Source organism: Paenibacillus sp. FSL R7-0345 (assembly GCF_038595055.1).
Classification (GTDB): Bacteria; Bacillota; Bacilli; order Paenibacillales; family Paenibacillaceae; genus Paenibacillus_AQ.
This window is the reverse complement of the sequence record NZ_CP152002.1, coordinates 4,274,298-4,296,510: the sequence shown is the minus strand read 5'-3', so window position 1 is coordinate 4,296,510 and position 22,213 is coordinate 4,274,298. Positions and strand designations below refer to the sequence as shown.

The 22,213-nt window shown below is 50.0% G+C and carries 28 protein-coding genes and 1 pseudogene; 25 read left to right on the top strand and 4 right to left on the bottom strand.

The window, feature by feature from the left end:
- Positions 1-2 precede the first annotated feature (2 nt).
- A complete protein-coding gene (locus tag NST84_RS18475; protein ID WP_342561632.1) occupies positions 3-833 on the bottom strand; it encodes a DUF6544 family protein in 831 nt (276 codons plus the stop codon).
- 2 nt (positions 834-835) lie between these two features.
- On the bottom strand, positions 836-1,306 hold the full coding sequence (locus NST84_RS18470; RefSeq protein ID WP_342561631.1) for a MarR family transcriptional regulator: 471 nt from the start codon (positions 1,304-1,306) through the stop codon (positions 836-838).
- A 264-nt stretch (positions 1,307-1,570) separates the two neighbouring features.
- Here NST84_RS18470 and NST84_RS18465 point away from each other — a divergent pair, with 264 nt between their 5' ends.
- From NST84_RS18465 to NST84_RS18450, 4 genes are all read left to right on the top strand, one after another.
- Positions 1,571-2,608: an ATP-binding cassette domain-containing protein gene (locus NST84_RS18465; protein WP_342561630.1), complete on the top strand. Its 1,038-nt coding sequence runs from the start codon at positions 1,571-1,573 to the stop codon at positions 2,606-2,608.
- A complete protein-coding gene (locus NST84_RS18460) occupies positions 2,592-3,404 on the top strand; it encodes an ABC transporter permease (RefSeq protein ID WP_342561629.1) in 813 nt (270 codons plus the stop codon). The genes NST84_RS18465 and NST84_RS18460 overlap by 17 nt, the downstream gene beginning before the upstream one ends.
- A gap of 431 nt (positions 3,405-3,835) precedes the next feature.
- On the top strand, positions 3,836-4,315 hold the full coding sequence (locus NST84_RS18455) for a DUF6530 family protein (RefSeq protein ID WP_342561628.1): 480 nt from the start codon (positions 3,836-3,838) through the stop codon (positions 4,313-4,315).
- A gap of 44 nt (positions 4,316-4,359) precedes the next feature.
- Positions 4,360-4,719 carry a GIY-YIG nuclease family protein gene (locus tag NST84_RS18450; protein ID WP_342561627.1) on the top strand — a complete coding sequence of 120 codons (360 nt, stop codon included), beginning with the start codon at positions 4,360-4,362 and terminating at the stop codon, positions 4,717-4,719.
- Between the two features lie 49 nt (positions 4,720-4,768).
- Here NST84_RS18450 and NST84_RS18445 read toward each other — a convergent pair whose 3' ends face one another.
- Positions 4,769-5,680 (bottom strand): PhzF family phenazine biosynthesis protein, encoded by a 912-nt coding sequence (locus NST84_RS18445; protein WP_342561626.1) that lies wholly within the window; start codon positions 5,678-5,680, stop codon positions 4,769-4,771.
- Positions 5,681-5,849: 169 nt separating this feature from the next.
- Between NST84_RS18445 and NST84_RS18440 the strand changes: the two genes are divergently transcribed.
- The 14 genes from NST84_RS18440 (at position 5,850) to NST84_RS18375 (ending at position 14,357) form a co-directional block, all read left to right on the top strand.
- Entirely contained in the window at positions 5,850-6,119 is a 270-nt protein-coding gene (locus tag NST84_RS18440; protein WP_342561625.1) for a hypothetical protein, read from the top strand.
- Positions 6,116-6,790 carry a hypothetical protein gene (locus NST84_RS18435; RefSeq protein WP_342561624.1) on the top strand — a complete coding sequence of 225 codons (675 nt, stop codon included), beginning with the start codon at positions 6,116-6,118 and terminating at the stop codon, positions 6,788-6,790. The genes NST84_RS18440 and NST84_RS18435 overlap by 4 nt, the downstream gene beginning before the upstream one ends.
- Before the next feature lie 44 nt (positions 6,791-6,834).
- A complete protein-coding gene (locus tag NST84_RS18430) occupies positions 6,835-7,554 on the top strand; it encodes an AAA family ATPase (RefSeq protein WP_342561623.1) in 720 nt (239 codons plus the stop codon).
- A 60-nt stretch (positions 7,555-7,614) separates the two neighbouring features.
- Positions 7,615-7,863: a hypothetical protein gene (locus NST84_RS18425; RefSeq protein WP_342561622.1), complete on the top strand. Its 249-nt coding sequence runs from the start codon at positions 7,615-7,617 to the stop codon at positions 7,861-7,863.
- Positions 7,864-7,942: 79 nt separating this feature from the next.
- Complete coding sequence (locus NST84_RS18420; RefSeq protein ID WP_342561621.1) at positions 7,943-8,314, top strand: iron chaperone; 372 nt, start codon at positions 7,943-7,945, stop codon at positions 8,312-8,314.
- Between the two features lie 121 nt (positions 8,315-8,435).
- Positions 8,436-8,996, top strand: coding sequence for a GNAT family N-acetyltransferase (locus tag NST84_RS18415; protein WP_342561620.1), 561 nt, complete (start codon positions 8,436-8,438; stop codon positions 8,994-8,996).
- A gap of 38 nt (positions 8,997-9,034) precedes the next feature.
- On the top strand, positions 9,035-9,496 hold the full coding sequence (locus NST84_RS18410) for a hypothetical protein (RefSeq protein ID WP_342561619.1): 462 nt from the start codon (positions 9,035-9,037) through the stop codon (positions 9,494-9,496).
- A gap of 46 nt (positions 9,497-9,542) precedes the next feature.
- Positions 9,543-10,178, top strand: a complete 636-nt coding sequence (locus NST84_RS18405; RefSeq protein ID WP_342561618.1) for a DUF2185 domain-containing protein — start codon at positions 9,543-9,545, stop codon at positions 10,176-10,178.
- Positions 10,178-10,813 (top strand): hypothetical protein, encoded by a 636-nt coding sequence (locus NST84_RS18400; RefSeq protein WP_342561617.1) that lies wholly within the window; start codon positions 10,178-10,180, stop codon positions 10,811-10,813. Before NST84_RS18405 ends, NST84_RS18400 begins: the two co-directional genes overlap by 1 nt.
- Positions 10,814-10,862: 49 nt before the next feature.
- Positions 10,863-11,390, top strand: a complete 528-nt coding sequence (locus tag NST84_RS18395; RefSeq protein ID WP_342561616.1) for a hypothetical protein — start codon at positions 10,863-10,865, stop codon at positions 11,388-11,390.
- 70 nt (positions 11,391-11,460) lie between these two features.
- Complete coding sequence (locus NST84_RS18390; protein ID WP_342561615.1) at positions 11,461-12,003, top strand: O-acetyl-ADP-ribose deacetylase; 543 nt, start codon at positions 11,461-11,463, stop codon at positions 12,001-12,003.
- 105 nt (positions 12,004-12,108) lie between these two features.
- The gene (locus tag NST84_RS18385; RefSeq protein WP_342561614.1) at positions 12,109-12,639 is read left to right on the top strand and encodes a helix-turn-helix domain-containing protein; all 531 of its coding nucleotides are present in this window, start codon (positions 12,109-12,111) and stop codon (positions 12,637-12,639) included.
- 116 nt (positions 12,640-12,755) lie between these two features.
- Positions 12,756-13,712 carry an SDR family NAD(P)-dependent oxidoreductase gene (locus NST84_RS18380; protein WP_342561613.1) on the top strand — a complete coding sequence of 319 codons (957 nt, stop codon included), beginning with the start codon at positions 12,756-12,758 and terminating at the stop codon, positions 13,710-13,712.
- 237 nt (positions 13,713-13,949) lie between these two features.
- Entirely contained in the window at positions 13,950-14,357 is a 408-nt protein-coding gene (locus NST84_RS18375) for a collagen-like protein (protein ID WP_342561612.1), read from the top strand.
- A gap of 71 nt (positions 14,358-14,428) precedes the next feature.
- On the opposite strand, the gene NST84_RS18370 is transcribed toward NST84_RS18375, so the two are convergent.
- Complete coding sequence (locus NST84_RS18370) at positions 14,429-16,297, bottom strand: LTA synthase family protein (protein ID WP_342561611.1); 1,869 nt, start codon at positions 16,295-16,297, stop codon at positions 14,429-14,431.
- A gap of 248 nt (positions 16,298-16,545) precedes the next feature.
- On the opposite strand from NST84_RS18370, the gene NST84_RS18365 reads away from it, so the two are divergent.
- The 7 genes and pseudogenes from NST84_RS18365 to NST84_RS18335 all read left to right on the top strand — a co-directional run.
- Complete coding sequence (locus NST84_RS18365; RefSeq protein ID WP_342561610.1) at positions 16,546-18,102, top strand: ABC-F family ATP-binding cassette domain-containing protein; 1,557 nt, start codon at positions 16,546-16,548, stop codon at positions 18,100-18,102.
- Between the two features lie 172 nt (positions 18,103-18,274).
- Positions 18,275-18,532 carry a hypothetical protein gene (locus NST84_RS18360; protein ID WP_342561609.1) on the top strand — a complete coding sequence of 86 codons (258 nt, stop codon included), beginning with the start codon at positions 18,275-18,277 and terminating at the stop codon, positions 18,530-18,532.
- Entirely contained in the window at positions 18,525-19,067 is a 543-nt protein-coding gene (locus NST84_RS18355; RefSeq protein ID WP_342561608.1) for a hypothetical protein, read from the top strand. The genes NST84_RS18360 and NST84_RS18355 overlap by 8 nt, the downstream gene beginning before the upstream one ends.
- A 51-nt stretch (positions 19,068-19,118) precedes the next feature.
- Positions 19,119-19,742: an HAD family hydrolase gene (locus NST84_RS18350; RefSeq protein WP_342561607.1), complete on the top strand. Its 624-nt coding sequence runs from the start codon at positions 19,119-19,121 to the stop codon at positions 19,740-19,742.
- 312 nt (positions 19,743-20,054) lie between these two features.
- On the top strand, positions 20,055-20,414 hold the full coding sequence (locus NST84_RS18345) for a BlaI/MecI/CopY family transcriptional regulator (RefSeq protein ID WP_342561606.1): 360 nt from the start codon (positions 20,055-20,057) through the stop codon (positions 20,412-20,414).
- Positions 20,411-21,895: a M56 family metallopeptidase gene (locus NST84_RS18340; RefSeq protein ID WP_342561605.1), complete on the top strand. Its 1,485-nt coding sequence runs from the start codon at positions 20,411-20,413 to the stop codon at positions 21,893-21,895. The genes NST84_RS18345 and NST84_RS18340 overlap by 4 nt, the downstream gene beginning before the upstream one ends.
- An 84-nt stretch (positions 21,896-21,979) precedes the next feature.
- A pseudogene (locus NST84_RS18335) lies at positions 21,980-22,180 on the top strand (DinB family protein); the annotation flags it as partial.
- Between the last annotated feature and the right edge of the window lie 33 nt (positions 22,181-22,213).

The window sequence follows — 22,213 nt, the reverse complement described above, 5'->3', positions numbered from 1 at the left end:
ACTCAACGGTATTCTAAACGGAAATTGTTGCTGTCAAAGTATACGAGGTCTCCCTCATCATAGTGCCATACGGCTCTAAGACGGGTAGGTAGGCGGATGCCGTCCATAACGCTGTAATCATCCATATAAGCGCTCCAGCGCACCTTTTGCCTGGAGCCGTCCATGCCAACAGCAGTCCGGTCATTTGTAGTGAAGGATTGGCATTCGCCATTCTCGTGAAAGCTGAAAACTCCGCTGGCTGTGCTGCCATACCGTGAAATAACGGCTTCAGCATGCAGATCATCAATTGGTTTCCAGGTGATGCAGTTCTGAATTGCAGCGCTTGGCAGCAGCATTACTTCTGACAGAAAGGTAACCATACAGGCCTGGTCCATTTCTGCACCCCGCTGATCAAACAGAGTGAACGCCTTGCCCAAAACACCCTTCATTCCCCCTGCACCATTTACATAGGTATCAAGCCCCTGAAAAGGAATGCCGTACATCTTCGTATCGATAAAGGCAATTCTGGACGTCTGCAGAGCGGAATTACATTGAGTATATCCGATCGTAATAGCGGGTTTGCCGGGACCCAGGCTAAACTTTACATTACGGAATTTAGCTTTCATCGCGGACATCTTCGGATAACCTGTAAATCCCGACGTTTCAAAATATCTCCGCACCGGCGGTGGAAGTGCCGTCCAATCTTCTGCGGTAAATACGGTATCTATAGCCGGTTCGCCGGTCATCAGGCCGAGGGTGAGCTTCTGAAATTGAGCCCTGGTTGAGGAATAGGCAATGTTCCAAAAGAAAGCGATGGCGGCAAGACATACTACAGTAATGATCAATGCAATCATGATTACTCTACCCCTTTGTCATCAGCTCTCGAACCATCTTCCATCCGGGTGATATTCCGGCTCAGCCCGGCTAATCCGCGGAACAGGCTGCCCGTTAATTCCTCGTCAAAATCATTGAATAACCTTGCCATGAATTGTTCTTCATCCCTGCTCCTGCCCGCAAAATAGACCATGCAGCTATCCGTAAGCCGCACACGGACAACCCGCGCATCCTGCGGATCTTTGGCGAGCGTAACCAGGCCCTGTTTCTCCAGCAGCAAAGCCATCTTCTTCACATTTTGCCTGGAGCTGCCGATCATGGCAGCCAGATCGCTCAGGGCAGGTGCAGCTGATCCGCTTTTTAAAATAACAGCAATCAGCAGCCACTGCTTCATCGTAATTTTTTCGTCGAGCTTATCCCCCAGTACCTGAACACGGTTGGCAAGCATAAGTAAAGCACCCAGAATATACGCCTGCTGATCCTTCTCCTCCAAAAGACTCATCTCCTTCAATCAAAATAAAGGTAACCAGTTACGTAATTAGTATATGCAATAAATGACCTATTGTCACTACGTCCCGGGGCGGAGACATAAATGGTCTTGCAGACGGTTAAGCAAGGCGGGAGGCCGGGAGTATAATGAGGCAGCAGTGAACGGTTGAAAGCACTGGAACTGCTGAAAGGATACATACACGTTTACATTCAGTTTAAATAAGGGATTTAAGATCCTTATATATTAGCAGTGCAGGAGGAGAAGATAATGAGTCAACTAACGAGCAAGGCTGCGAAGCAAGGCGGATTGGCGATTGAAGCGCAGGGTCTGGTCAAAATTTTCGGGGACAACCGCGCGGTGGATGGCGTTGATCTGCAGGTGCCCACAGGTTCGATTTATGGGGTACTCGGGCCGAACGGGGCGGGAAAAACAACCGCGATCCGCATGCTGGCCACACTGCTCAGACCCGACGGCGGTTCAGCCAGAATCTTCGGGCACGATGTAGTAAAGGAGCCGCAGATTGTGCGGCAGTTAATCGGTGTGACCGGGCAGTATGCCTCAGTGGATGAATCGCTTAGCGCAACCGAGAATCTGGTGATTTTCTCGCGGCTGCTTGGATTGGGACGCAGCGAGGCCAAACGCAAGGCAGCTGAGCTGCTGGAGGAATTCGGGCTGAGCGAAGCGGCCAGACGGCCGCTGAAGAACTTCTCCGGCGGGATGCGCCGCCGTCTGGATCTGGCGGCGAGTCTGATCGCCCAGCCGCCGCTGATTTTTCTGGATGAGCCGACAACCGGGCTTGACCCGCGGACCCGTAACCAGATGTGGGATACGATCCGCCGGCTGGTAGGTTCGGGGTCCACTGTGCTGCTGACCACGCAGTATCTGGAGGAAGCGGACCAGCTGGCTGACCGGATCGCCGTAATCGATCATGGCCGGGTCGTCGCCGAGGGGACTGTGGATCATCTGAAATCCTCGGTCGGCAGCTCTTCACTGCATCTCAGGGTAGAGCATCCGCAGCAGATCCAGCTGGCCCGGCAGACGGTGGAGCGTGTACTCCGCGTCCAGAGCGCTATTTCAGCAGAAGCCTCAACGATTACAGCTCCGATGGGCAACGCCGATGCCGTAACCGACCTGCTTATTGCTCTCCGTGAGGCAGGGGTTCTGCTGTCGGAAATGAGCGTGCAAAAGCCGACACTGGATGAAGTATTCCTGTCGCTGACGGGAAGCAGAGCAGAAGATGATGCCTTACAGGCAACGGGAAAAGTAAAAAATGTGGAGGGTCAGCACTATGAGTACACTCATTAAACCGGGCGCAGAGCGCCAATTAAAAAATCATTCCAGTCTACGCCAGTCTGTGCGCAATTCACTTACCATGGCTTACCGGGGGCTGCTCAAAATCAAGCGTACACCTGAGCAGCTGTTCGACGTCACACTGCAGCCGATCATTTTCACCCTGATGTTCACTTATATCTTTGGCGGTGCAATCTCAGGCGACGTGGTCAGCTATCTGCCGGTCATTATCCCCGGGATTCTGGTGCAGACGGTAATCACCACCTCGATTGTAACGGGCGTGCAGCTGCGTGAGGATATGGAAAAAGGTGTATTCGACCGCTTCAAGTCACTGCCGATCTCCCGCATTGCCCCGCTGGCGGGTGCGCTGCTGGCTGATACCGTCCGCTATACGATTGCTACTGTGCTAACCTTCACAATGGGTTATCTGATGGGCTACCGCCCGGAAGGCGGCCTTGGTTATGTAGCTCTCGCGGCATTGCTGGTCATCGGCTGTTCGTGGGCAATCAGCTGGATTTTTGCCTTCTTCGGCGTCATTGCGCGCACGGCTTCCAGCGTACAGGGGATTTCGATGATCGTGCTGTTCCCGCTGACCTTCATGTCCAACGCCTTTGTTCCCGCTGATACGATGCCCGGCTGGCTGCAATGGTTCGTCAAAATCAACCCGATCTCCCATCTCGTTACCGCTGTCCGTAATCTGACTAATTCAGGCACGGTAGGCTCTGATCTGGTGTATTCGCTGATTGGAGCAGCGGTAATTGTAGCGGTCTTTGCACCAATTACGGTCCGCGCTTATATGCGCCGCACGTAAATATTTGACTAGCGGCAGGCAATCCTCCTTGAGTGGGGGATTGCCTAGGAGAATCCGCGGCTGCTTAACCAGAATGAAGGGCATAAATGCCTTTGAATTCAGCCGCTGAGGCCAAATAGGCGGAATGAGAGGCATAAAGGCCTTTGAATTCAGCCTCTGGGGCTATCTGCGCGAAAAGAAGGGCATAAATGCCCTTGAATTCAGCCGGTAAGCCAAATAGCCGGATTAAGTGGCATCTTCTAACTAAGGAATGCTCCACAGACGGATAGTCTGGGGCATTCCTTTTTTTTGTCTGGTGATTGACAGATGCTGGATCGAAGGGGTATTATGATTTTGGATTTAGTGAATTAGTAAATTACTAAATTACTAAATTACTAAAATTGAATTTCAGCGAATGACAAATGAATTATTCTAAAACTGGAGCGTGCAAAATGAAAATACCAACAACCCTCAAACATAAGCCTGTAATCGTGTCCGAAAATTATGAGCAGGTGGACGGCCGGTATGCCGGAAATACGGATGCCCAAGGCTTGTCCCTGGGTCTGGCCCAGTGGAATGACCGGGGCAAGGTCGATATTTCAGCCAAGGTGTGGAGACATACGGGAGAGAAGTGGTCAAGACAGTCGGAGGAGCTGCCGATGCACCGGGTGCTGGATCTGGCGATTCTAATCTGCAGAAGCAGCCTGTATTTTCAGGAGGCCTACCGGATGCCAGATCTGTATGATGCCGAGAACCCGCAGATTGACCGCATCGGACTGCAGGGCGATGCCATGAATGTATCGGTCTGCACCGACAACCCGATGATCGGTAATGATATCAAGCTGTTTGCCCAGGCACTGGGCGAGGACGGCGAAATGATCGGGGAGCGGCTTAGCGTTCTGGCACGGGTGCTGAAGGAAATGGGCTATTAAGCTTGGGCAAAACGAAGGGCTGAGCAATGAAAGGGGAAATTGAAATGGACAAAAGCAAGCGCAAGGAGCTGCAGGAAGAATATAAACAGATCAAAACCTATATGGGGGCTGTTCAGATCACCAATAAGGTTAGCGGAAAAATCTATGTGGACACCTTTTCCAACCTGAAGAACAAGTGGTTTACCCTGCAGATGCAGCTGGATATGGGACGGTTCGCCAATGCGGGCCTGCAGAAGGACTGGAAGGAGCTTGGTGCGGACAGCTTCACCTATGAGGTGCTGGAGCAGAAAGAGACGGATGATATCACCGATATTAAATGGGAATGCAAGCAGATGCTCAAGCACTGGCTCGACAAGCTGCAGTCGTATGAGGACAAGGGCTATAACAAACCTTTGCTGAGATAAAAGAAAAACAGGCGCAAGAACTCCTGCACAGGAATCCTAGCGCCTGTTTTTAATCGATAATCCATTCTCCCCGGGCAACCGGATGCACCTGTCCTCCGACGTTAATGTCATACGAGCTGTCTTTTAAAGAAGCCTTGACATGAATCAGCGAGGGCCTGCCGATCTTGTATCCCTGTTCAACACGGTACCGGAGCTCACTCGCGCCCAGATAATCATATTTCAGCAAATAGCCTGCCAGGTTACCGTTCGCACTCCCAGTAGCAGCATCCTCCGGAAATCCGGAGTCCTCACAGAACACGCGCACATGAAGATTATTGTCTGCCTGAACCGTCTCTTTGCAGAAGACAAGGATGTTCGCGCGGAAAGCTGTCGCCAGAAAGGCCTCAAAGGCCGCATGGTTAAGCCGGCAAGCATTCACCGCCTCCAGAGAGCGGAGCGGCACAATAATCGAAGCAAGGCCGGTGGATACCTCCTGTACAGGAAAATCCGGGTCAAGCTCTGCGGCGTTAATACCCAGAATTCCTGCAATTACAGCCGGGTCAACCGTCCGCCCGAATTGCGGCGGCTTCTGCTTCATCCACAGCTCCTGCTGATCTGCCACAGTAACGGGAATCTGCCCGACGCCAAGATTCAGGGTAATGGTGCCGCCGGAATCCGCTGCAAGCCCAAGCCCCTGTTTACGCTTCTGTTCAATCTCCTGCCGAATAATGTACGCTGTCCCGAGCGTCGGATGACCTGCAAAAGGTACCTCAGTATCCGGTGTAAATATCCGCACATTATAGCCGCCATCAACCTGCTCGTCCGACCCGATGAACGTAGTTTCGGCAAAATTGATCTCCTTCGCGATCGTCTGCAGCAGCTCCTGCGGCAGATTCGAGGCGTGGCGGAACACGGCCAGCTGATTGCCGGCATATCTCTTTTCGCCAAAAACGTCTACAATATAATATGGAATCGTGTTCAAACTCAAAGCCTCCCCGTATTGACAAACAATAAACCTTAGAATAAAGGCTTACCGGTTGTATTGCAAGATGGTATCTGTCACAGCTTCCCCGTCAAATCGGTCTTTTGCTGAAACTTCCAAAATTAGGAGGCGTATAAACACAAAAGCGTACTGACTGGAGGACTGCATAGTGGCAAACAGCGCTGGAAGGTTTTTAAAAATATTTTCTAAAAATATCAAGGAGATGCGGGGTCCGGCACCCTATGAGGTGAACGGCCTGCGTGTCAACTGTGTTCATTGCCGGCATGACCGGTTTGATCATGGCTTTGCCCAGCTGAATACGGCTTTATTAAGCTTTTTAAATCTGGATTTTGCCAACCGTTCGGCTAATATTCTGACCTGCGACCGCTGCGGGTACGTCCACTGGTTCAATAAAGATATCAGGAAGGTGAGGGTATGATGCGGATAAAATATTTCACAGGATTGAGTACGTGTGTGGCGGCAGCCGGCCTCTTGCTCACTGCTTGTACAACAGATGCAAAGCCCACTAAGCTGTCTGTACAGGAAGCGGAGACGATTATTCAAGAGTCAGTGGAACAGAAGGGGAACTCCTCTGCAATAACAGGCAAGCTGTCTGAAATGACTCCGGAGGATGTATGGGAGGAGACGGGACATCAGCTGTTTAAGGATAGCGGCAGTCTGGAGACCTATGTGGTGGCGGATGGAAAAGCTGCGGTGCTGGGGACCGGTTTTGGCGGCAGCGGGGTAACGAGCGTTGTACCTTATGATGTGAATGGTGACGGAGCGAGGGATCTTGTGTATGCTTACTCTTACGGGTCAGGCGTGCACCGTTCAGTCATGTCCTGGATGGATTTGCAGACGCTGACCGAGCATCCGGTTACCAGCAAAGCTGATGGGGAAGAGTTCCGGATGTACGATCTTATTTTGCAGAATGAAGACGATTCGATCCTGGTGTATCAGATCAGCACCAAGCAGAACCGGGAAGCAGTGACTAAGGCACTGATGAGCTATCCGGCCAGTAAGGACATTAAGTCCATGAGCCTTATTAAGGATGGCGTGCTCGTTAAGGCGCAGGATGAGCTGTATTATGAAGCAACGGGCGGGGACTGAACGGACAGATTATTTTACTATCAAAAGAGGTTGGAGTTGATAACATGTTCCTGCGAAGACTGGAGCTCCTGCTGCAAAATGTTCCGGACCCCGGCCGCTATCCCTTCTCCATCCCGGCGCTGAAGCAGCTGCATACCATTGAGTTCAAGACTAATGTTACTTTTCTGGTTGGAGAAAACGGGTCGGGCAAATCCACCCTGCTTGAGGCGATTGCTTATCAGTGCGGCTATAATACGGCAGGCGGCGGACGGAACAATACCTATGAGGTAGATGCTGCCCATTCTGCGCTTGGTGATCATATCCGGCTGTCCTGGCTGCCGAAGATCACGAACGGATTTTTTCTGCGGGCCGAGACCTTTTACCACTTTGCCTCCCATCTGGATACGATGCCTGAGAGCCTGCGGTATTACGGGGGGCAGTCGCTGCATAAGCAGTCGCATGGGGAGGCGTTTTTATCTCTGTTCAACAACCGTTTCGGCAAAAAAGCCCTCTACCTGCTGGACGAGCCCGAAGCTGCTCTTTCACCCGCCCGGCAGCTGTCGCTGATGCGTATCATCAAGGATCTGGACAAGGAAGCGCAGTTTATCATTGCCACTCACTCGCCGATCCTGCTCGGTTATCCGGATGCGCAGATTCTGAATTTTGACAGTCAGCCTGCCGCAGAGATCCGGTACGAAGATACGCTGCATTACATTCTTACAAGACAATTCCTGGAGAACCGCAAAGCTGTGTTACGGGAGCTGTTCAGTGACGGGGAGGAGTGAGCTTAGAGCGGATTCCTTATAAAAAAAATTACATGAATGAACATCCCGGGAGGAAGAAGCATGTCCAAAGAATATTCAAGAGCCTATATCGAAAGTGTAAAACAGGAGCTGTTAAGCCGGCTTGGCCTGAAGCAGGTGTATTTCAAGGGACAGGCGGGTGATGATCTGCTGTATGAGGCAACCGGTTTTGACCGGGGAACGTCTCATAAATTCTGTGTCCGGACCAAAAACGGATCAGTTGATGAAGCAGTCGGCGGAAAGTGGATGAAGGTGCGCAGCTTTACGGTCAAGAGTAAGGATTTGACGTAAACCTGTATTTTTGACTAACCATTCTGTATCCGATATAGTTGAAACCAAATAATCAGGTGTAAAGAGACGGGAGGCGAATATGGAGGTTTTTGCAGAGTATCTGGAGGGAATCAACAATCCCACTCACCGTGCCCGGACAGAGGAAGTATTGAAGTGGGTAGCGGAGAAGTATCCTGATCTGGTGCCTAAGATGGCCTGGAATCAGCCGATGTACACCGATCATGGTACCTTTATTATCGGCTTTAGCGTATCCAAACAGCATTTGGCAGTGGCTCCGGAGGTTGCGGGAATCAATCGTTTCTCGGACAAAATCGTAGAAGCAGGCTATGATCATACGAAGCAGCTGCTGAGGATTAAATGGGAGAGCCCGGTAGACTACACCTTGCTTGCAGAAATGATCGAATTCAACGTTTTGGATAAAGCAGACTGCGCCACCTTCTGGCGGAAATAAGTACGAAGATTAATTATAAAAATGCTTTAAGCCGCAATGCTGGTCATTGTGGCCTTTTTGTATTTCTGAGAGAATATAACAAAGTCATTAAAACTGATATATAAAAGGATGTGGTCTGGCTGTGCAGCTGGAAACGGAACGTTTAATCATAAGGGAGCTCGTGCCTGGGGATCTGGAGGCGGTCCATGCCTATGCTTCAGATCCGCTGGTGACCAGGTATATGATCTGGGGCCCGAACACGGAAGAGGAGACAAGAGAATATATTCGTTCGATGATAGATATGCAGAATCAGTCACCGCGCCAGAGCTATGAATTGGCAGTTGTGCTGCGGGATACCGGCCGGCTGCTGGGCGGCTGCGGCATTCATCTCACCGGGCCGCGGCAGGGCGAAATCGGGTACTGCTTTAACCCTTTGTTCTGGAAGCGGGGATATACGAGTGAGGCTGCAGCAGCACTGCTTCGGCTCGGGTTCGGGGAATTCGGCCTGCACCGGATCTATGCCACCTGCCGTCCGGAAAATATCGGTTCCGCGAAGGTTATGCAGAAGATCGGTATGCGATACGAAGGCCACCTGCGGGAGCATATGTGGCATAAGGGCGCCTGGCATGACTCGTATCTGTATTCAATACTGGAGCATGAATACTGGCAGGGAGAGCAGGCTGTTGACCCGGAGGGAGAATAAAGCGGATTCTGCATATTGTAAAGTGCGGGAGGCATAAAATGAGAAAAATCATGCTGTTTCTATTAGCGTTCGCCTTGGCTTGTCTGCTGCTCTCCGGATGCACGGGACCGCTAGTGATGCCGGATGAACCGGTTAAACCGGAAGTAACGCTGCACAAAGAGCAGATTCCCGTCACAAGCGGAGAATACTGCTGGGCGGTAACAGAGACTGAGGGAATCTGCGGAGATCCGCCGCACCCCGATCTTTTCTATGAAACGGTCAAAGAAGCTATGGTAACCGCCGCCGGCGGAGCAAAGCTAAAGTTCAGATTTTCGCCGAAGCCGGAGACGCTGTATCTGAGCTTAATTGAGCCGGAAGAAAGTCCGGAATGGACCGCCAAGCAGAATCAGTACAGCTACACCATCCCGGGGGAGCCTGGGGAATATATTTTTAAGCTGTCAGCGGTTTGGGATGAACGGCATTCGGCGGCGTACTATTTTGCAGTCGAGGTTAAGCGATGAAGAGGAATGAAAATTTGGGTAATAACCGCTTGAGGAGGAATGCCTAATGGAATGGATCTTAGAAAACGTAGAAGAGACGAGCTTACTGCACCCGGAAACCTTCATCATCCCCTCCGAGCAGGAAAGAAGTACACAGCAGCCAGGAAAGTTAGTCAGACTGCACTTTTTATTAACGAATCCCGGCGAGGGCGGGCCGCGTGCTGAACGGATGTGGGTGGAGGTTACCGGCCAGGATGAGGTTAGCCGCCAGTACACCGGAATTCTAACGAATGCTCCGGAGTACCTGAAGACACTGAAGCCGGGAGATACTGTGCACTTTGAAGCCAGGCATATTGCCCGGACCCTGCTCCGCGAAGGCGACCCTTTGTGGCTGGCAGTCGGGGAGAAGCTGGCGCTGGTCTCCAAGAAATGCCTGGAGCCGGGCAGCGCGGTGCACTGGATGTACCGGCAGACGCCTGAGCGGGAGCAGGACAGCGGCTGGCGGCTGTTCGCGGGAGATGAGGATGAAGCCTATCTGAACAATTCCGATCATGTGAGGCTCATGCATGTTTATTCGATAATGGATAAGGACCCCAGTCTGCTGGAGCCGTTCAAGGGAGAGATTGGCAGTGCTTTTGAGCGGGAGAGCAGGGACGGGGAGTGGAAAGCGGTTAGGGATTGGGTGCCGGAGGAGGAAAAATAGTGCCGGAGTACTCACATATTCAGACCTATGTAAGGTGTGGCGCCGGCAATTTTAAGGAGACTATTCAGCAATTTGCCACGTTCCTCGCCGGAATTGGCTTGGATAACAGCTATTTCTGCAGCGGGCTTGAATGGAAGCTGGCGGATAACGGCTTTATGTATCAGGGAGGCAATACAGATGCAGAGGAGGTCCCTGTAGAGGGGCTTTCCCTGCATGTAAGGCCTTATGTGGTGGGTCTTACTCCAGAAGTGTTTCCCGAACTGGCAGAGACTTGGCTTGAGATAAACTTGTTATTTTGGACTGAAGAGATAACAGCGGATTATAGGACAGGTGAGTTGGTAAAGGAAGCGAAACCGTACATCTGGGATTTAATGCGGCAGTTTTCAGACCAGTACCAGCAGAGCGGGGTGTATTTTACCAGTGAGGCTACGGACGGTGAGCCCTGGGAGGCCATCATCACTGGTGATAGCAGAAAGCTGTGGACTTTTGATGCTGCGGTAATACCTCAGGAACTTTTTGAGCGGTATGGCCGGCCGGACGAGCCGTTATTTTACTATACATATGATGATGATCGGCTGTTTCTGGCGCGTAGAGAGGTTTGGGGGGCGGGGCCTTGGGCAATGCAGGATAACTAATGAAAACCTAAAATATATTTGGTAAATATTAAAAAATTGGAGGAACTCCATGGGGACGGATATTCACTGTTTTGTAGAGGAAAGAATGTATCGGTTCGACATATACGAGACTGACCGGACTGGAAAGTGGATATCGATTGATAAATGGACTAAAAACAGCTTGGCCATCCTTTATCCTGAACGGGATGAGGGGCCTATTTGGGAAGTCGAACGAAAAGAGATGTTTTTTACAGAGAGAAATTATAGCCTGTTTGCAATTTTAGCCAACCAGCGGAATGCCGAAGATATGCCCTATATTAGTGATCCGCGTGGTTTACCTGAAGACGTTAGTCCGGAGATCCCGCCTCAAATTAGAATTTTAGAAGGCCATAGTACGACATGGTTTACTGCACAGGAACTGTTGGAATATAACTGGGACCAAGTGTTTGAATATGAAGATGAGACTATGGCAGGTGAAATAATATTTGAAACCGTCAATTATAAAGAATGCGGGCAGTCATTTTTAGAAGCTCTTAACCGTCTTATTGGACCGAAAAATCCGGCGGATATCAGATTGATCATAACGTTTGATTGTTAGAGAGCTCAATAGGTTGTTTTTTAACAAAATAAAATGTTCACTTACTCTATCCACATAGCGGAGGACACTCATGGAAGTTACCATTCACAACTCAATACTCCAGTTAATTCAAGGCGATATTACTAAAACAGATGTTGATGCAATCGTTAATGCTGCTAATACGAGTTTAATGGGTGGCGGGGGCGTAGACGGCGCTATCCATAGAGCTGGAGGCAAAGCAATATTAGAAGAATGCATGAAGATTCGCAGCAGGCAAGGTAGTTGCGCGGTGGGCGAAGCGGTAGTAACCACGGGAGGAAATATGAAATGCCGTTTGGTTATACATACGGTTGGGCCGGTCTGGAATGGTGGAGTGAACGATGAAGAAGAGAAGCTGAGGAACTGTTATAAGAACGCACTAAGACAAGCTGATTTAAACGAGGTTACCAGTGTTGCTTTTCCAAATATAAGTACTGGTATATACCGTTATCCGAAAGACTTAGCTTGCCGCATAGCTTTAGATGAAGTAGTCAAGTATGTATTAAATAACGAGTCGATAATTAAGAAGGTAGTCTTCGTGTGTTTTGATGAAGAGAATTTTGCGCTGTATAAAAGTGAGCTGGAGAAGGTCTGAGCAGTGTCCAACCCCAGCGTTTGCATTGATGCCGTAAATAGGCTATACTTGATTGATTTTATATTATTGATTAGTCACTAACTAAAGAGAAGGAGTGTTGGATTTATGGCAAAGGATGATAAAAGCAGCGTAAACCGGAAAGCCGAAATCATCTCTGCAGCGATTGAGGTGTTTGCGGAAACGGGTTATTATCGCGCTACAACGGCACAGGTTGCAGAACGGGCGAAAATTTCCCAACCCTATGTGTTTCGTTTTTTTGCAACGAAGGAAGCACTGCTGCTCAGCGCACTGGAGCTTTCCTGGGAACGGATTCAGCAATCCTTTCGACTGGTCGTGGAAAGCGCAGCAGCCCCTGAGCAGCTGGAGAACGATCTGATTGAGGCATACAAGGAAATTCTGGCCTCCTATATGAACGAGACCTACTTGCAGATGCAAGCCCAGACGATGCGTGAGGAGGCGATTCGTGAAGCAATGCGCAACGGTTTTCGGGAAGTACGCCAAATCGTGTTGAGTGCTTTCCGCGAGAAAGGGCTGCAGAATCCAGAGGACCGGACGTTTAATTTCCTTGCCAGGGGGATGTTGTGTAATATTTCCTGGGCACTTGATATGCCGGAACTCATCGAACGGGAAGTTTAATATGGCGAAAGCCATAATTTTAAATTTAGTTATTGATCAATCACTAACTAAATGGTATAGTTTCATTAAAAGTTAGTGATCAATCAATTACAAAACTGAATGGGAGTTGAAGAATGATGAAAAAAGCGATTGTTGTTGGTGCTACAGGCGGTACAGGAGCGGTTATTGTATCTGAACTTGTAAAACGGGGGATACCGACGGTTGCCTTCGGACGGTCTCGCCATAAGCTGGAGGAGCTTGCAGGCGGGTTAGGCAATCCTGCTCACCTGTTGTTAGCAACCGGGGATGCCTCCCGGACGGATGATATTGCGGCTGCGGCCAAAGATGCGGATGTATTATTCCATTGCGCTAACGTCCCTTACAATGAGATGGAGAGCAAGCTGATTCCTCTCGGTGAATCTGTAATGGAGGCGGCCGACCGGCTGAGCCTGAAGGTTGTCGTCATTGATGGCATTTATCCCTATGGACGAAGACAAATGGATCGCGTAACGGAGGAGCATTCCAAACAGCCACACACGAAAAAGGGAAAAGTGCGGCTTGCCTTTGAGCAAATGATTTTTAGCAGCAAATGGAGTCATGCGCGCCCCATGATTGTACGCCTCCCCGATTATTACGGTCCGACCGCCAATCAAGCTTCATATTTGGGCGGAACGCTCGAAGCAATCGCAGCCGGGAAAATGGCCTTTTTCGTAGGGAATATGAATACGCCGCGTGAATATGTATATCTGCCTGATGCGGCTATGATGATTGTGGAGCTTGCGGCTAGCGAGCAGGCTTATGGGCAGAACTGGAATATCCCTGGTTCGGACATTATTTCCGGCCGTGAGATTGTCCGCATTGCTAAGCAGGCAAGCGGCACGAATAAGCCCGTTATTGCCCTTAAAAAGGTTGGATTGTCGCTGCTCGGATTATTCGTTCCCGTCATGAAGGAAGTTGTAGAGATGCTGTACTTAACGGAAGAACCGCTACGCTTAAGCGGGGAGAAGTATCAAAGCCATATCGGGACTATTCCGGCAACCAGACCTGAGGTTGGTATAGCGGCGACCATTCGGGAATTACAGAAAAAGAAATGATTTTCTCGGATGAGAGTAATTGATCAATCAATTATAAATGTGAGTAAGACTGGTTAGTGCGAAGCAATCCCCTTAGATGAAGAGCCGTCCATTGTATGAGCCGGCCCGCGGATCGCCAGCCTATTTCCCTGAAGCTCAGTTTGGCTGGACGCGGATTTTTCTTGGCATCCGCCCAGTCGCCCTCTCCGCGAATGCATATGATGATAATGCCTACTCAATCAAAAGGAGCGATCATATATGGGATTTTTTCCAGGGCCGGGTGGCGGCCAAGGATTTCCGGGGTTCCCGGGAGGACCAGGTGGACCAGGGGGACCGGGAGGACCGGGATTTCCAGGCGGATTTCCGGGGACACCGGGGGGAGGAACGGGAGGACCCGGAGGCGGACCGGGCGGTGCTCAAGCGCCAACGGCTCCTCCACCGCAATTCGTACCGCAAATGACGGCTACCGCTTATGCCGTCGATCCCGGCGGGATTAGACGCTGCCTGTTCCGCAACACCTACGTCTGGCTGAACAACGGCGAGCAATTCTGGTTCTTCCCGGTATTCGTCGGCCGTAATTCGGTTGCCGGCTTCAGATGGTTCGGCTTCTCCTGGGCCTACTTCGGCATTGATTTGAACCGGATCAGCTCGTTCACCTGCTTCTAGGACCGTAACATCATAAAGAAACAGCCACCCCCGTTTAACAGGAGTGGCTGTTCTTTTGCCAAAAAAATCTATTATTCCTCTTCTATTTCGCGGTCCGGCAGCTGCGATACATAGCTGTCAGACAGCTGAAGCAGCTTCAGCGCGGAGTTGAACTCGTCCTCAGTGGACTGCAGCGGCTTGTCGCCGTCGCCGGACAGCGTGTAATGCTGGCCGTCCTCGAATCCGCTGCCGGACAGGAACAATTCCTCATTGTTGACAAATGATCCGGTCGGCAGATAATAACGCTGCGGCAGCAGGTTGTAATCTCTGTGATTCAAAATATCCTGGCCGAAGTGAATGTGGTCATCCACTGAAACGCCGAGCAGATTCGCTACTGTCGGCAGAATGTCCACCTGACCGCCCAGCTGGTTCTGCACACTTGGTGCAGGTACACCGGCAGAGGAAATGATCAGCGGAATGTTGATCAGATCGCGTTCGGTGTATTCTTTTCCCAGAATCTCCTCGAGCAGTACATTGTCTTGATCCTTCAGCGAAAAAATCGGCAGCCCGCGGTGATCCCCGTACAATACAACCAGACTGTCGTCCCATACGCCATTCTCTTTGAGCTCAGCGATGAACTGTCCCAGTGCGTAGTCCGCATAGTTCTGGGCGCGGATGTAGTCACCGACAAACGTTCCTTCATACCGCTCCGGCAGCTTCATCTGGTACTTGTTCTCCGGAATGGTGAACGGATTATGCGAGGACATCGAGATGACATGGGAGTAGAACGGCTGACTGCTCTCATTCATCCGGGCCAGCTCAGCAGAAGTCTTGGAGTAAAGGATTTCATCGGACGAACCGTAGAAAATCGTATCATCCTCGCCGAAAAAGGCTTTGTCATAATAACGGTTAAAACCAAGCGCCCGGTACAGCTCACCGCGGTTCCAGAAATCCACTTCATTCGTATGGAAGGTGGCGGTGTCGTAGCCTTGCTCCTGCAGCAGCTTAGGCAGGCTTGGGAGCTCTTTTGGCGCATAAATTTCGGTTGCCGGACCATCCGGCGGGACATAGAACGAAGTGTTGACGATAAACTCCGCATCCGAAGTATTGCCCTGGCCGACCTGCTGGAAGAAGCGAGGGAAGTAGATGCTGCTGTCTGCCAGCTTGTTGATGTTGGGAGTGATTTCCTTCCCGTCAACCGACAGATGGACTAAAAAGTTTTGAAAAGATTCCATTTGGATAATAATCAGGTTTTTACCCTTGGCAGCGCCATTCAGGATCGGGGTCGACGTGGCCGTAATGCCTTTAGTCTGATCAATCACAGCCTGCGTAATCGCCGAGCTGTCGATCAGCTCCTCCTCCTGACCTGCCAGCAGGGCGTAGGCCTCATAATTCAGAATGCCCATCTGCTCCGCCTGAACCGTCTCGTTCATACTGGCTTTGTTCGGAAAAATATTCATCATACAGATGACCAGCGAGATGCAGAAGAGGGCGGCTACAACCTTGCGGTTGCTGCGGCGCGACATCGCTTTTTTCCAGGCCAGTGCCTTCTTGCGGCTCAGCATGATCAGGCTGATGATAATAATATCCAGGAAGATCAGCATGTACTGCGGATGGATGACGGCAAAAATACTCTTTTTGACAGCGCCTACCTGTTTCGCCTGGCCGATTACCTGTGAGGTGGCAATGATCCCGAAATGATTATGGTAGACAATCAGCGAGAAGAATAATATCGTGATTAATAGATTGACGAGCATGTAAATGGCAATTTTCCGCTTGGTGGCGAACCACTCAATCAGACAGAAGATAATCAGGACAAAGGGGATTTCTTTAATCCAGGTACTCCAGGTCGGCCCGTCCTCGAACAGGTAGTACCAGGCAAAGTAGCTTTTCGCCAGCATGATGATAGAGAAGAAGAGTATGGATCTTTTACTGAGTGTACGTGGTTCCTTCAACCGCATTTCTTATGCGCATCCTTTTCACTTTAATTAGTTCATTCTATTACATCGCAGCTTCCAAATTCAACTCTATTAGATTACCTGAAAATACTGAAAATTCCTATGTAAAAATCAAATATATTTTACCTGGGCTTTACATAAAATAAAAGCAGGAGTCAGGCTGTTTATTTTTTCAATCCCGTCTGGAGTTGCGGCCCCAAAACCTTTATAATATGACGAGTATACTTTGTAAAGGAAAAGGTGTTAACTTCATGAGCATATTAAATGTAGAAAAGCTTAGTCACGGGTTTGGTGACCGTGCTATTTTCACGGATGTATCCTTCCGCCTGCTGAAGGGTGAGCATATTGGTCTGATCGGGGCCAACGGTGAAGGTAAGTCTACCTTTATGAACATCATCACCGGCAAACTCCAGCCTGACGAAGGCAAGGTGGAATGGGCCAAGCGGATGCGCGCAGGCTATCTGGATCAGCATGCTGCACTGACTAAAGGACAGTCGATCCGTGACGTGCTGCGCAGTGCCTTCCAGTACCTGTTCGATATGGAGCAGGAAATGAATGATATGTACGGCAAGATGGGCGATGTCACTCCTGAGGAGCTGGAGCAGCTGCTGGAGGATGTCGGTACGATTCAGGATACGCTGACTAACCAGGACTTCTATATGATCGACGCCAAAATCGACGAAACGGCCCGCGGTCTCGGCCTGACCGATATTGGTCTGGACAAGGATGTACACGATCTGAGCGGCGGACAGCGCACCAAGGTACTGCTTGCTAAGCTGCTGCTGGAGAAGCCGGATATCCTGCTCCTGGATGAGCCTACCAACTATCTGGATGAGCAGCATATCATCTGGCTGAAGCGTTATCTGCAGGAATACGAGAATGCCTTCATTCTGATCTCCCATGATATTCCGTTCCTGAACAGCGTAATCAACCTGATTTACCATATGGAAAATCAGTCGCTTTCGCGTTATGTCGGCGATTACGAGTATTTCCAGCAGGTGTATGAGGCGAAGAAGTCGCAGCTTGAATCTGCCTTCAAGCGTCAGCAGCAGGAAATCTCCGACCTGAAGGATTTCGTTGCCCGGAATAAAGCGAGTGTGGCTACCCGTAATATGGCGATGTCACGCCAGAAGAAGCTGGACAAGATGGAAGTGATCGAGCTGGCCAAGGAGAAACCAAAGCCGCAGTTCAACTTCAAGCAGGGCCGTACTTCCGGCAAAGTGATTTTTGAAACCAAGGACCTGGTAATCGGGTATGATTCCCCGCTGTCCAGACCGCTTGATCTGAGCATGGAACGCGGACAAAAGATCGCCCTTGTCGGCGCCAACGGTATCGGTAAAACGACACTGCTGCGCAGCATTCTCGGCCAGATCCCGACCATTTCCGGTTCCGCCAGACTTGGTGACCTACTGGAAATCGGCTACTTCGAGCAGGAGATGAAGGATGCCAACTACAACACCTGTATCGAAGAGATCTGGAACGAGTTCCCGTCCTTCACCCAGTTCGAAATCCGCGCGGCACTTGCCAAGTGCGGCCTGACCACCAAGCACATTGAGAGCAAGATTGCGGTTCTGAGCGGCGGCGAAAAAGCCAAAGTCCGGCTCTGCAAGCTGATCAACCGCGAATCCAACCTGCTCGTACTCGATGAGCCGACGAACCACCTTGACGTAGATGCCAAGGAAGAGCTGCAGCGTGCGCTCAAAGCCTACAAGGGCAGCATCCTGCTGATCTCCCACGAACCGGAATTTTACCGTGATATCGTAACCGATACGTGGAACTGCGAATCGTGGACGACAAAAGTATTCTAATATATGACGATGCGACGGGCTGCCTCGGTGAGGCGGCCTGTTTTTTTGTGCGCAGGGGCTGCCATACTATACAATCCTTTATATGTAAATGGTGCGGCAGCTGATATTATGTTTGTATAACACAAATGCAGGGGGAGAGAGAATGCGGGATCCGGAGAGAATAGAGCGGATAATGGGTATGGTGCAGGAGTTATGGAAGCAGGAGCCTGATATGCGATTTTTTCAGTTAATGGCTGTGCTCGAGAGCAGATACTCGAAGGCGAATAATGCATTCGGAAAACGTGAGCTGTTTGAAAAAGAGGAAAGCAGGGGGAATTTGTTTCCTTATAATATTGTTGAGTTGTTTCATCTGGAGGATGATAAGCTGGAGGCATTTCTTGCCTCATTTTTGGCTGAGCATCAAGCAAGGAAGAGTGAATCTGATGAGTAAAAAGAGCAAAAGAAGAATGGTAAGTCTGATCGCGATTATCACTCTAGCTCTTCTTACCGCCGGCTGTACCGCAAAGGTTGACACAGATGCAGCCTCAGATAACCCGATCGACAGGGTTTTCAGTAAAGACTTCGAAAACGCGTCTTCAACACCCGAGGACAGGTATGTATCTCATGCATATATGGATGCCTGGGAGGCCGAGTGGAACCATCTATTTGAGGGCTTAATCAAGCACTACCCGTTTGAAGAAGACAAAAACATACTGAGAGAATACAAGAAAAGGTATGAGGCTTTTGTTGAACAAGGATCGGAACTGGAATGGATGAACTGGTCCGATACGTCTGAAGCACCTAGTGAGCGTATATCCGGGACAGGGGCATTTGGTGGTTTTATGAGGGAGGAAGCCAACTTATACCGCAATCAGGTACTGTACTTAATAGATAAGTACTATTCGAATCCTAACACGAATGAATTTGGAGAATACACTTATTTGTACAATGGGAATGGTGCGGAGTTTGATAAGGCGCTGGAATGATGCAGGAATTTACAGGTATCAATAACTAACAACTCAATACAGGAGGCTAATATGGACAGCATTATTTTTGATCTGGACGGGACGATGTGGGATTCTTCGGAGGTTGTGACAGTAGCGTGGAATGATGTGCTGCGCAGGTATGCGGATGTTCCGCATGTGATCACCAAGGAAAATTTACAGGGGATTATGGGTCTGCTGCCTGCCGAGGTTGGCAAAATCCTGCTTCCCGGGATGGAGGAGGCAGTGCAGCAAAGACTTCTGGATGAGTGTTGTGAAGCCGAGTGTCAGCACCTTGTCAAACAGGGCGGAGTATTATACGAAGAGTTAGAGGAAGTCCTTACTGCACTGTCGGCAAAATACAAGCTGTTCATCGTAAGCAACTGTCAGAAGGGGTATATCGAGGCTTTTTATGAATATCACCAGCTGGGCCGGTTTTTCATAGATTATGAGAACCCGGGCCGGACCGGCCTGTCCAAGGGTGAAAATATCAAGCTGATCATGCAGCGTAACAATCTAGTTAACCCAGTTTATGTAGGAGATACGGAGGGAGACCGGAAGGCGGCCGCGTTTGCCGGAATTCCATTCGTTTTTGCAAGCTACGGATTTGGTGAGGTTAGGGAAGAGCCGGATTATACGATTAACCGTTTGAGCGATCTTGTAGAGCTGTTCCATTAAGCTGGACGATTGTACTGAGCTTTGTAATTATTAAGCCCCATTAGGTAAACCCTGTGCCTATCTTGGTTTTGCTGCCGGAATTCTTGATCTGATCGGATCCTTCCCTTGGCTGATCGGGACTGCGTTAATCTTTGTATGACAGCTCGTTTTTGCAGTGTGGTTTGTTACGCTTGGGGCCAGACTGATTAAAATTTCCGGAACGACTTTGCCAGAGAGTCTGCTAAAGGGCTGACAGCGGCTTGACTTCCAAGGTCTACTGCAATAAACTCTCTTTAAGAGGTTTACTGGAGTAAACTTATGAGGAGGAAGTGTATGGAAACTTATAAATTGTTTGATGCCGAGTATAAATTCGCCTGCCTGATCTGGGATAATGAGCCGATTAATTCAACAGAGCTGGTGAAGCTGAGCCAGGCCAAGCTGGGCTGGAAAAAGTCCACGACCTATACAGTGCTCCGAAAGCTGTGCGAGCGGGGGATTTTGCAGAATGAGGATGCAACCGTGACTGCGATCATCAAAAAGGAAGAAGTACAGCAATACGAGAGCGAGACCGTAGTGGAAAAAGCCTTCGGCGGATCGCTGCCGCAATTTTTAACTGCTTTTCTCGGCAAAAAGAAGCTGTCCGGACAGGAGGCTGAGGAGCTGAAGCGGATCATTGAGGAGGCCACCCGATGATTACGGAGCTGTTCGTCACTGTCCTCAATATGAGTATCACAGCGGGCTATGTGGCAGCAGCAGTGATACTGGCGAGATTATTTCTGCGGCGTGTCCCCAAAATATTCTCCTACCTGCTATGGTCAGCAGTATTAATCAGACTGATTCTGCCTGTCAGCTTCACTTCCGGCTTCAGCCTGCTGCGGCTGGTTCAGCCCCATTCAAACAACCCGGCGGGAATAGGTGTTATGGAATTTGTCCCTTCCGATATTGCGTTACAGCTAAGACCAGCTGTTGATGCCGGGATTGGCGGAATCAGCCGCCTGATTAATAGTTCGCTTCCGGCGGCAGCCCAGATGGCAAGTATAAATCCGCTACAGATTATTTTATGGGCCTCAAGTATAATCTGGCTGACAGGTGTGGCGGTTCTTTTGCTTTACAGCGTCATATCGTATATACGCATTACGGCCAGAGTGCGGACGGCGACGCTGGTCAGGGAGAATATTTTTGAGTCGGATCAGATTAACGCGCCTTTTGTGTGCGGGTTTATTAAGCCGAGAATCTACATTCCGACTGGAATGAGCGACCAGGAGCTGACTTACATTGTATTGCACGAACAGACGCATATCCGCAGATTAGATTATCTGATCAAACCGCTTGCTTTTCTACTGGTGATTCTGCACTGGTTCAATCCGCTGATGTGGCTGTCCTATGCGCTTATGGGAAAAGATATGGAAATGTCCTGCGACGAAGCTGTCGTCCGGAAGCTGGGCAGCGGCATAAAGGGTGGTTATTCTACTTCTTTACTAACACTTGCTACGGGCAGGAGAGGTGTACCGGCGGGGAGTCCGCTTGCTTTTGGAGAGGGGAATGTGAAATCCAGAATTAAAAATATTCTCGCCTACCGCCCGCCTTCACCCTGGGTCACGGTAATTTCGTTTGTGCTTATCACCGTTATTCTTGCTGTCTGTATAGTTAATCCCAAGCCTGTAGCGTTACCAGAGTCACCGCTGCTTTATAATGGATACCATGTGGAGCAGTTGTTAACAAACCGCACACCCTACATAGGTGCTGCCAGCAAGGTCGGCGGTCTGATCGGCGGAACGCCGGTGCCCGAAGGGCTGAAGGCTGCCGGGATGGAGCTTCAGACGGTTGCTCCGCCCTATGGCTTAACTATTAAATATGACATGAATGACTCTGCCGGAGTGAAAAAAGATGAGGCAATCAGCGGAGATGTCTTTTACCGGAATGCTATTGTGCTATTCAGTCTGATTGACAACGTCGACAGTATTACTTACGTGCTTACTGACCCGGTTGGGCAAGTTACTTACTCGCTCACAGACAAATCCAGTCCATACGGCAGCGCGTCCTACAGCTATACTTTCGAGCGGGGACAGATTGACAAGCTGCTCGGAGGAGATGTCCGCCAATATGGAGCAGATGAAGCGGGGCTGCGCCAATTGATTGACCGTTCAGGTGAAATGTTATCTGTGAATTATTAATGGAAGCTCAACAATAGGCTCACAGGAGGCTATAATCATGCAAAAGCTGTTCGAATACAACTAGCAGGTACCCAAAGAATGGTCTGGAACGACATTCTGGAGAACCGGATCATGACCGACATCCTGGACGACGGCAGAGAAGTGCCCCATCCATGCGGCGAGGTCATGCGTCACCTGATTGCCCATGAAATCCACCACATCGGTCAGCTGTCCATTTGGGCCCGGGAAATCGGCAAAGAGCCGGTTAGTGCCGGTTTTGTTGGCAGAGGACTGTTCATAAGTTAGCTTTAATAGAAACAAAAGTTACATCAGGCGTAT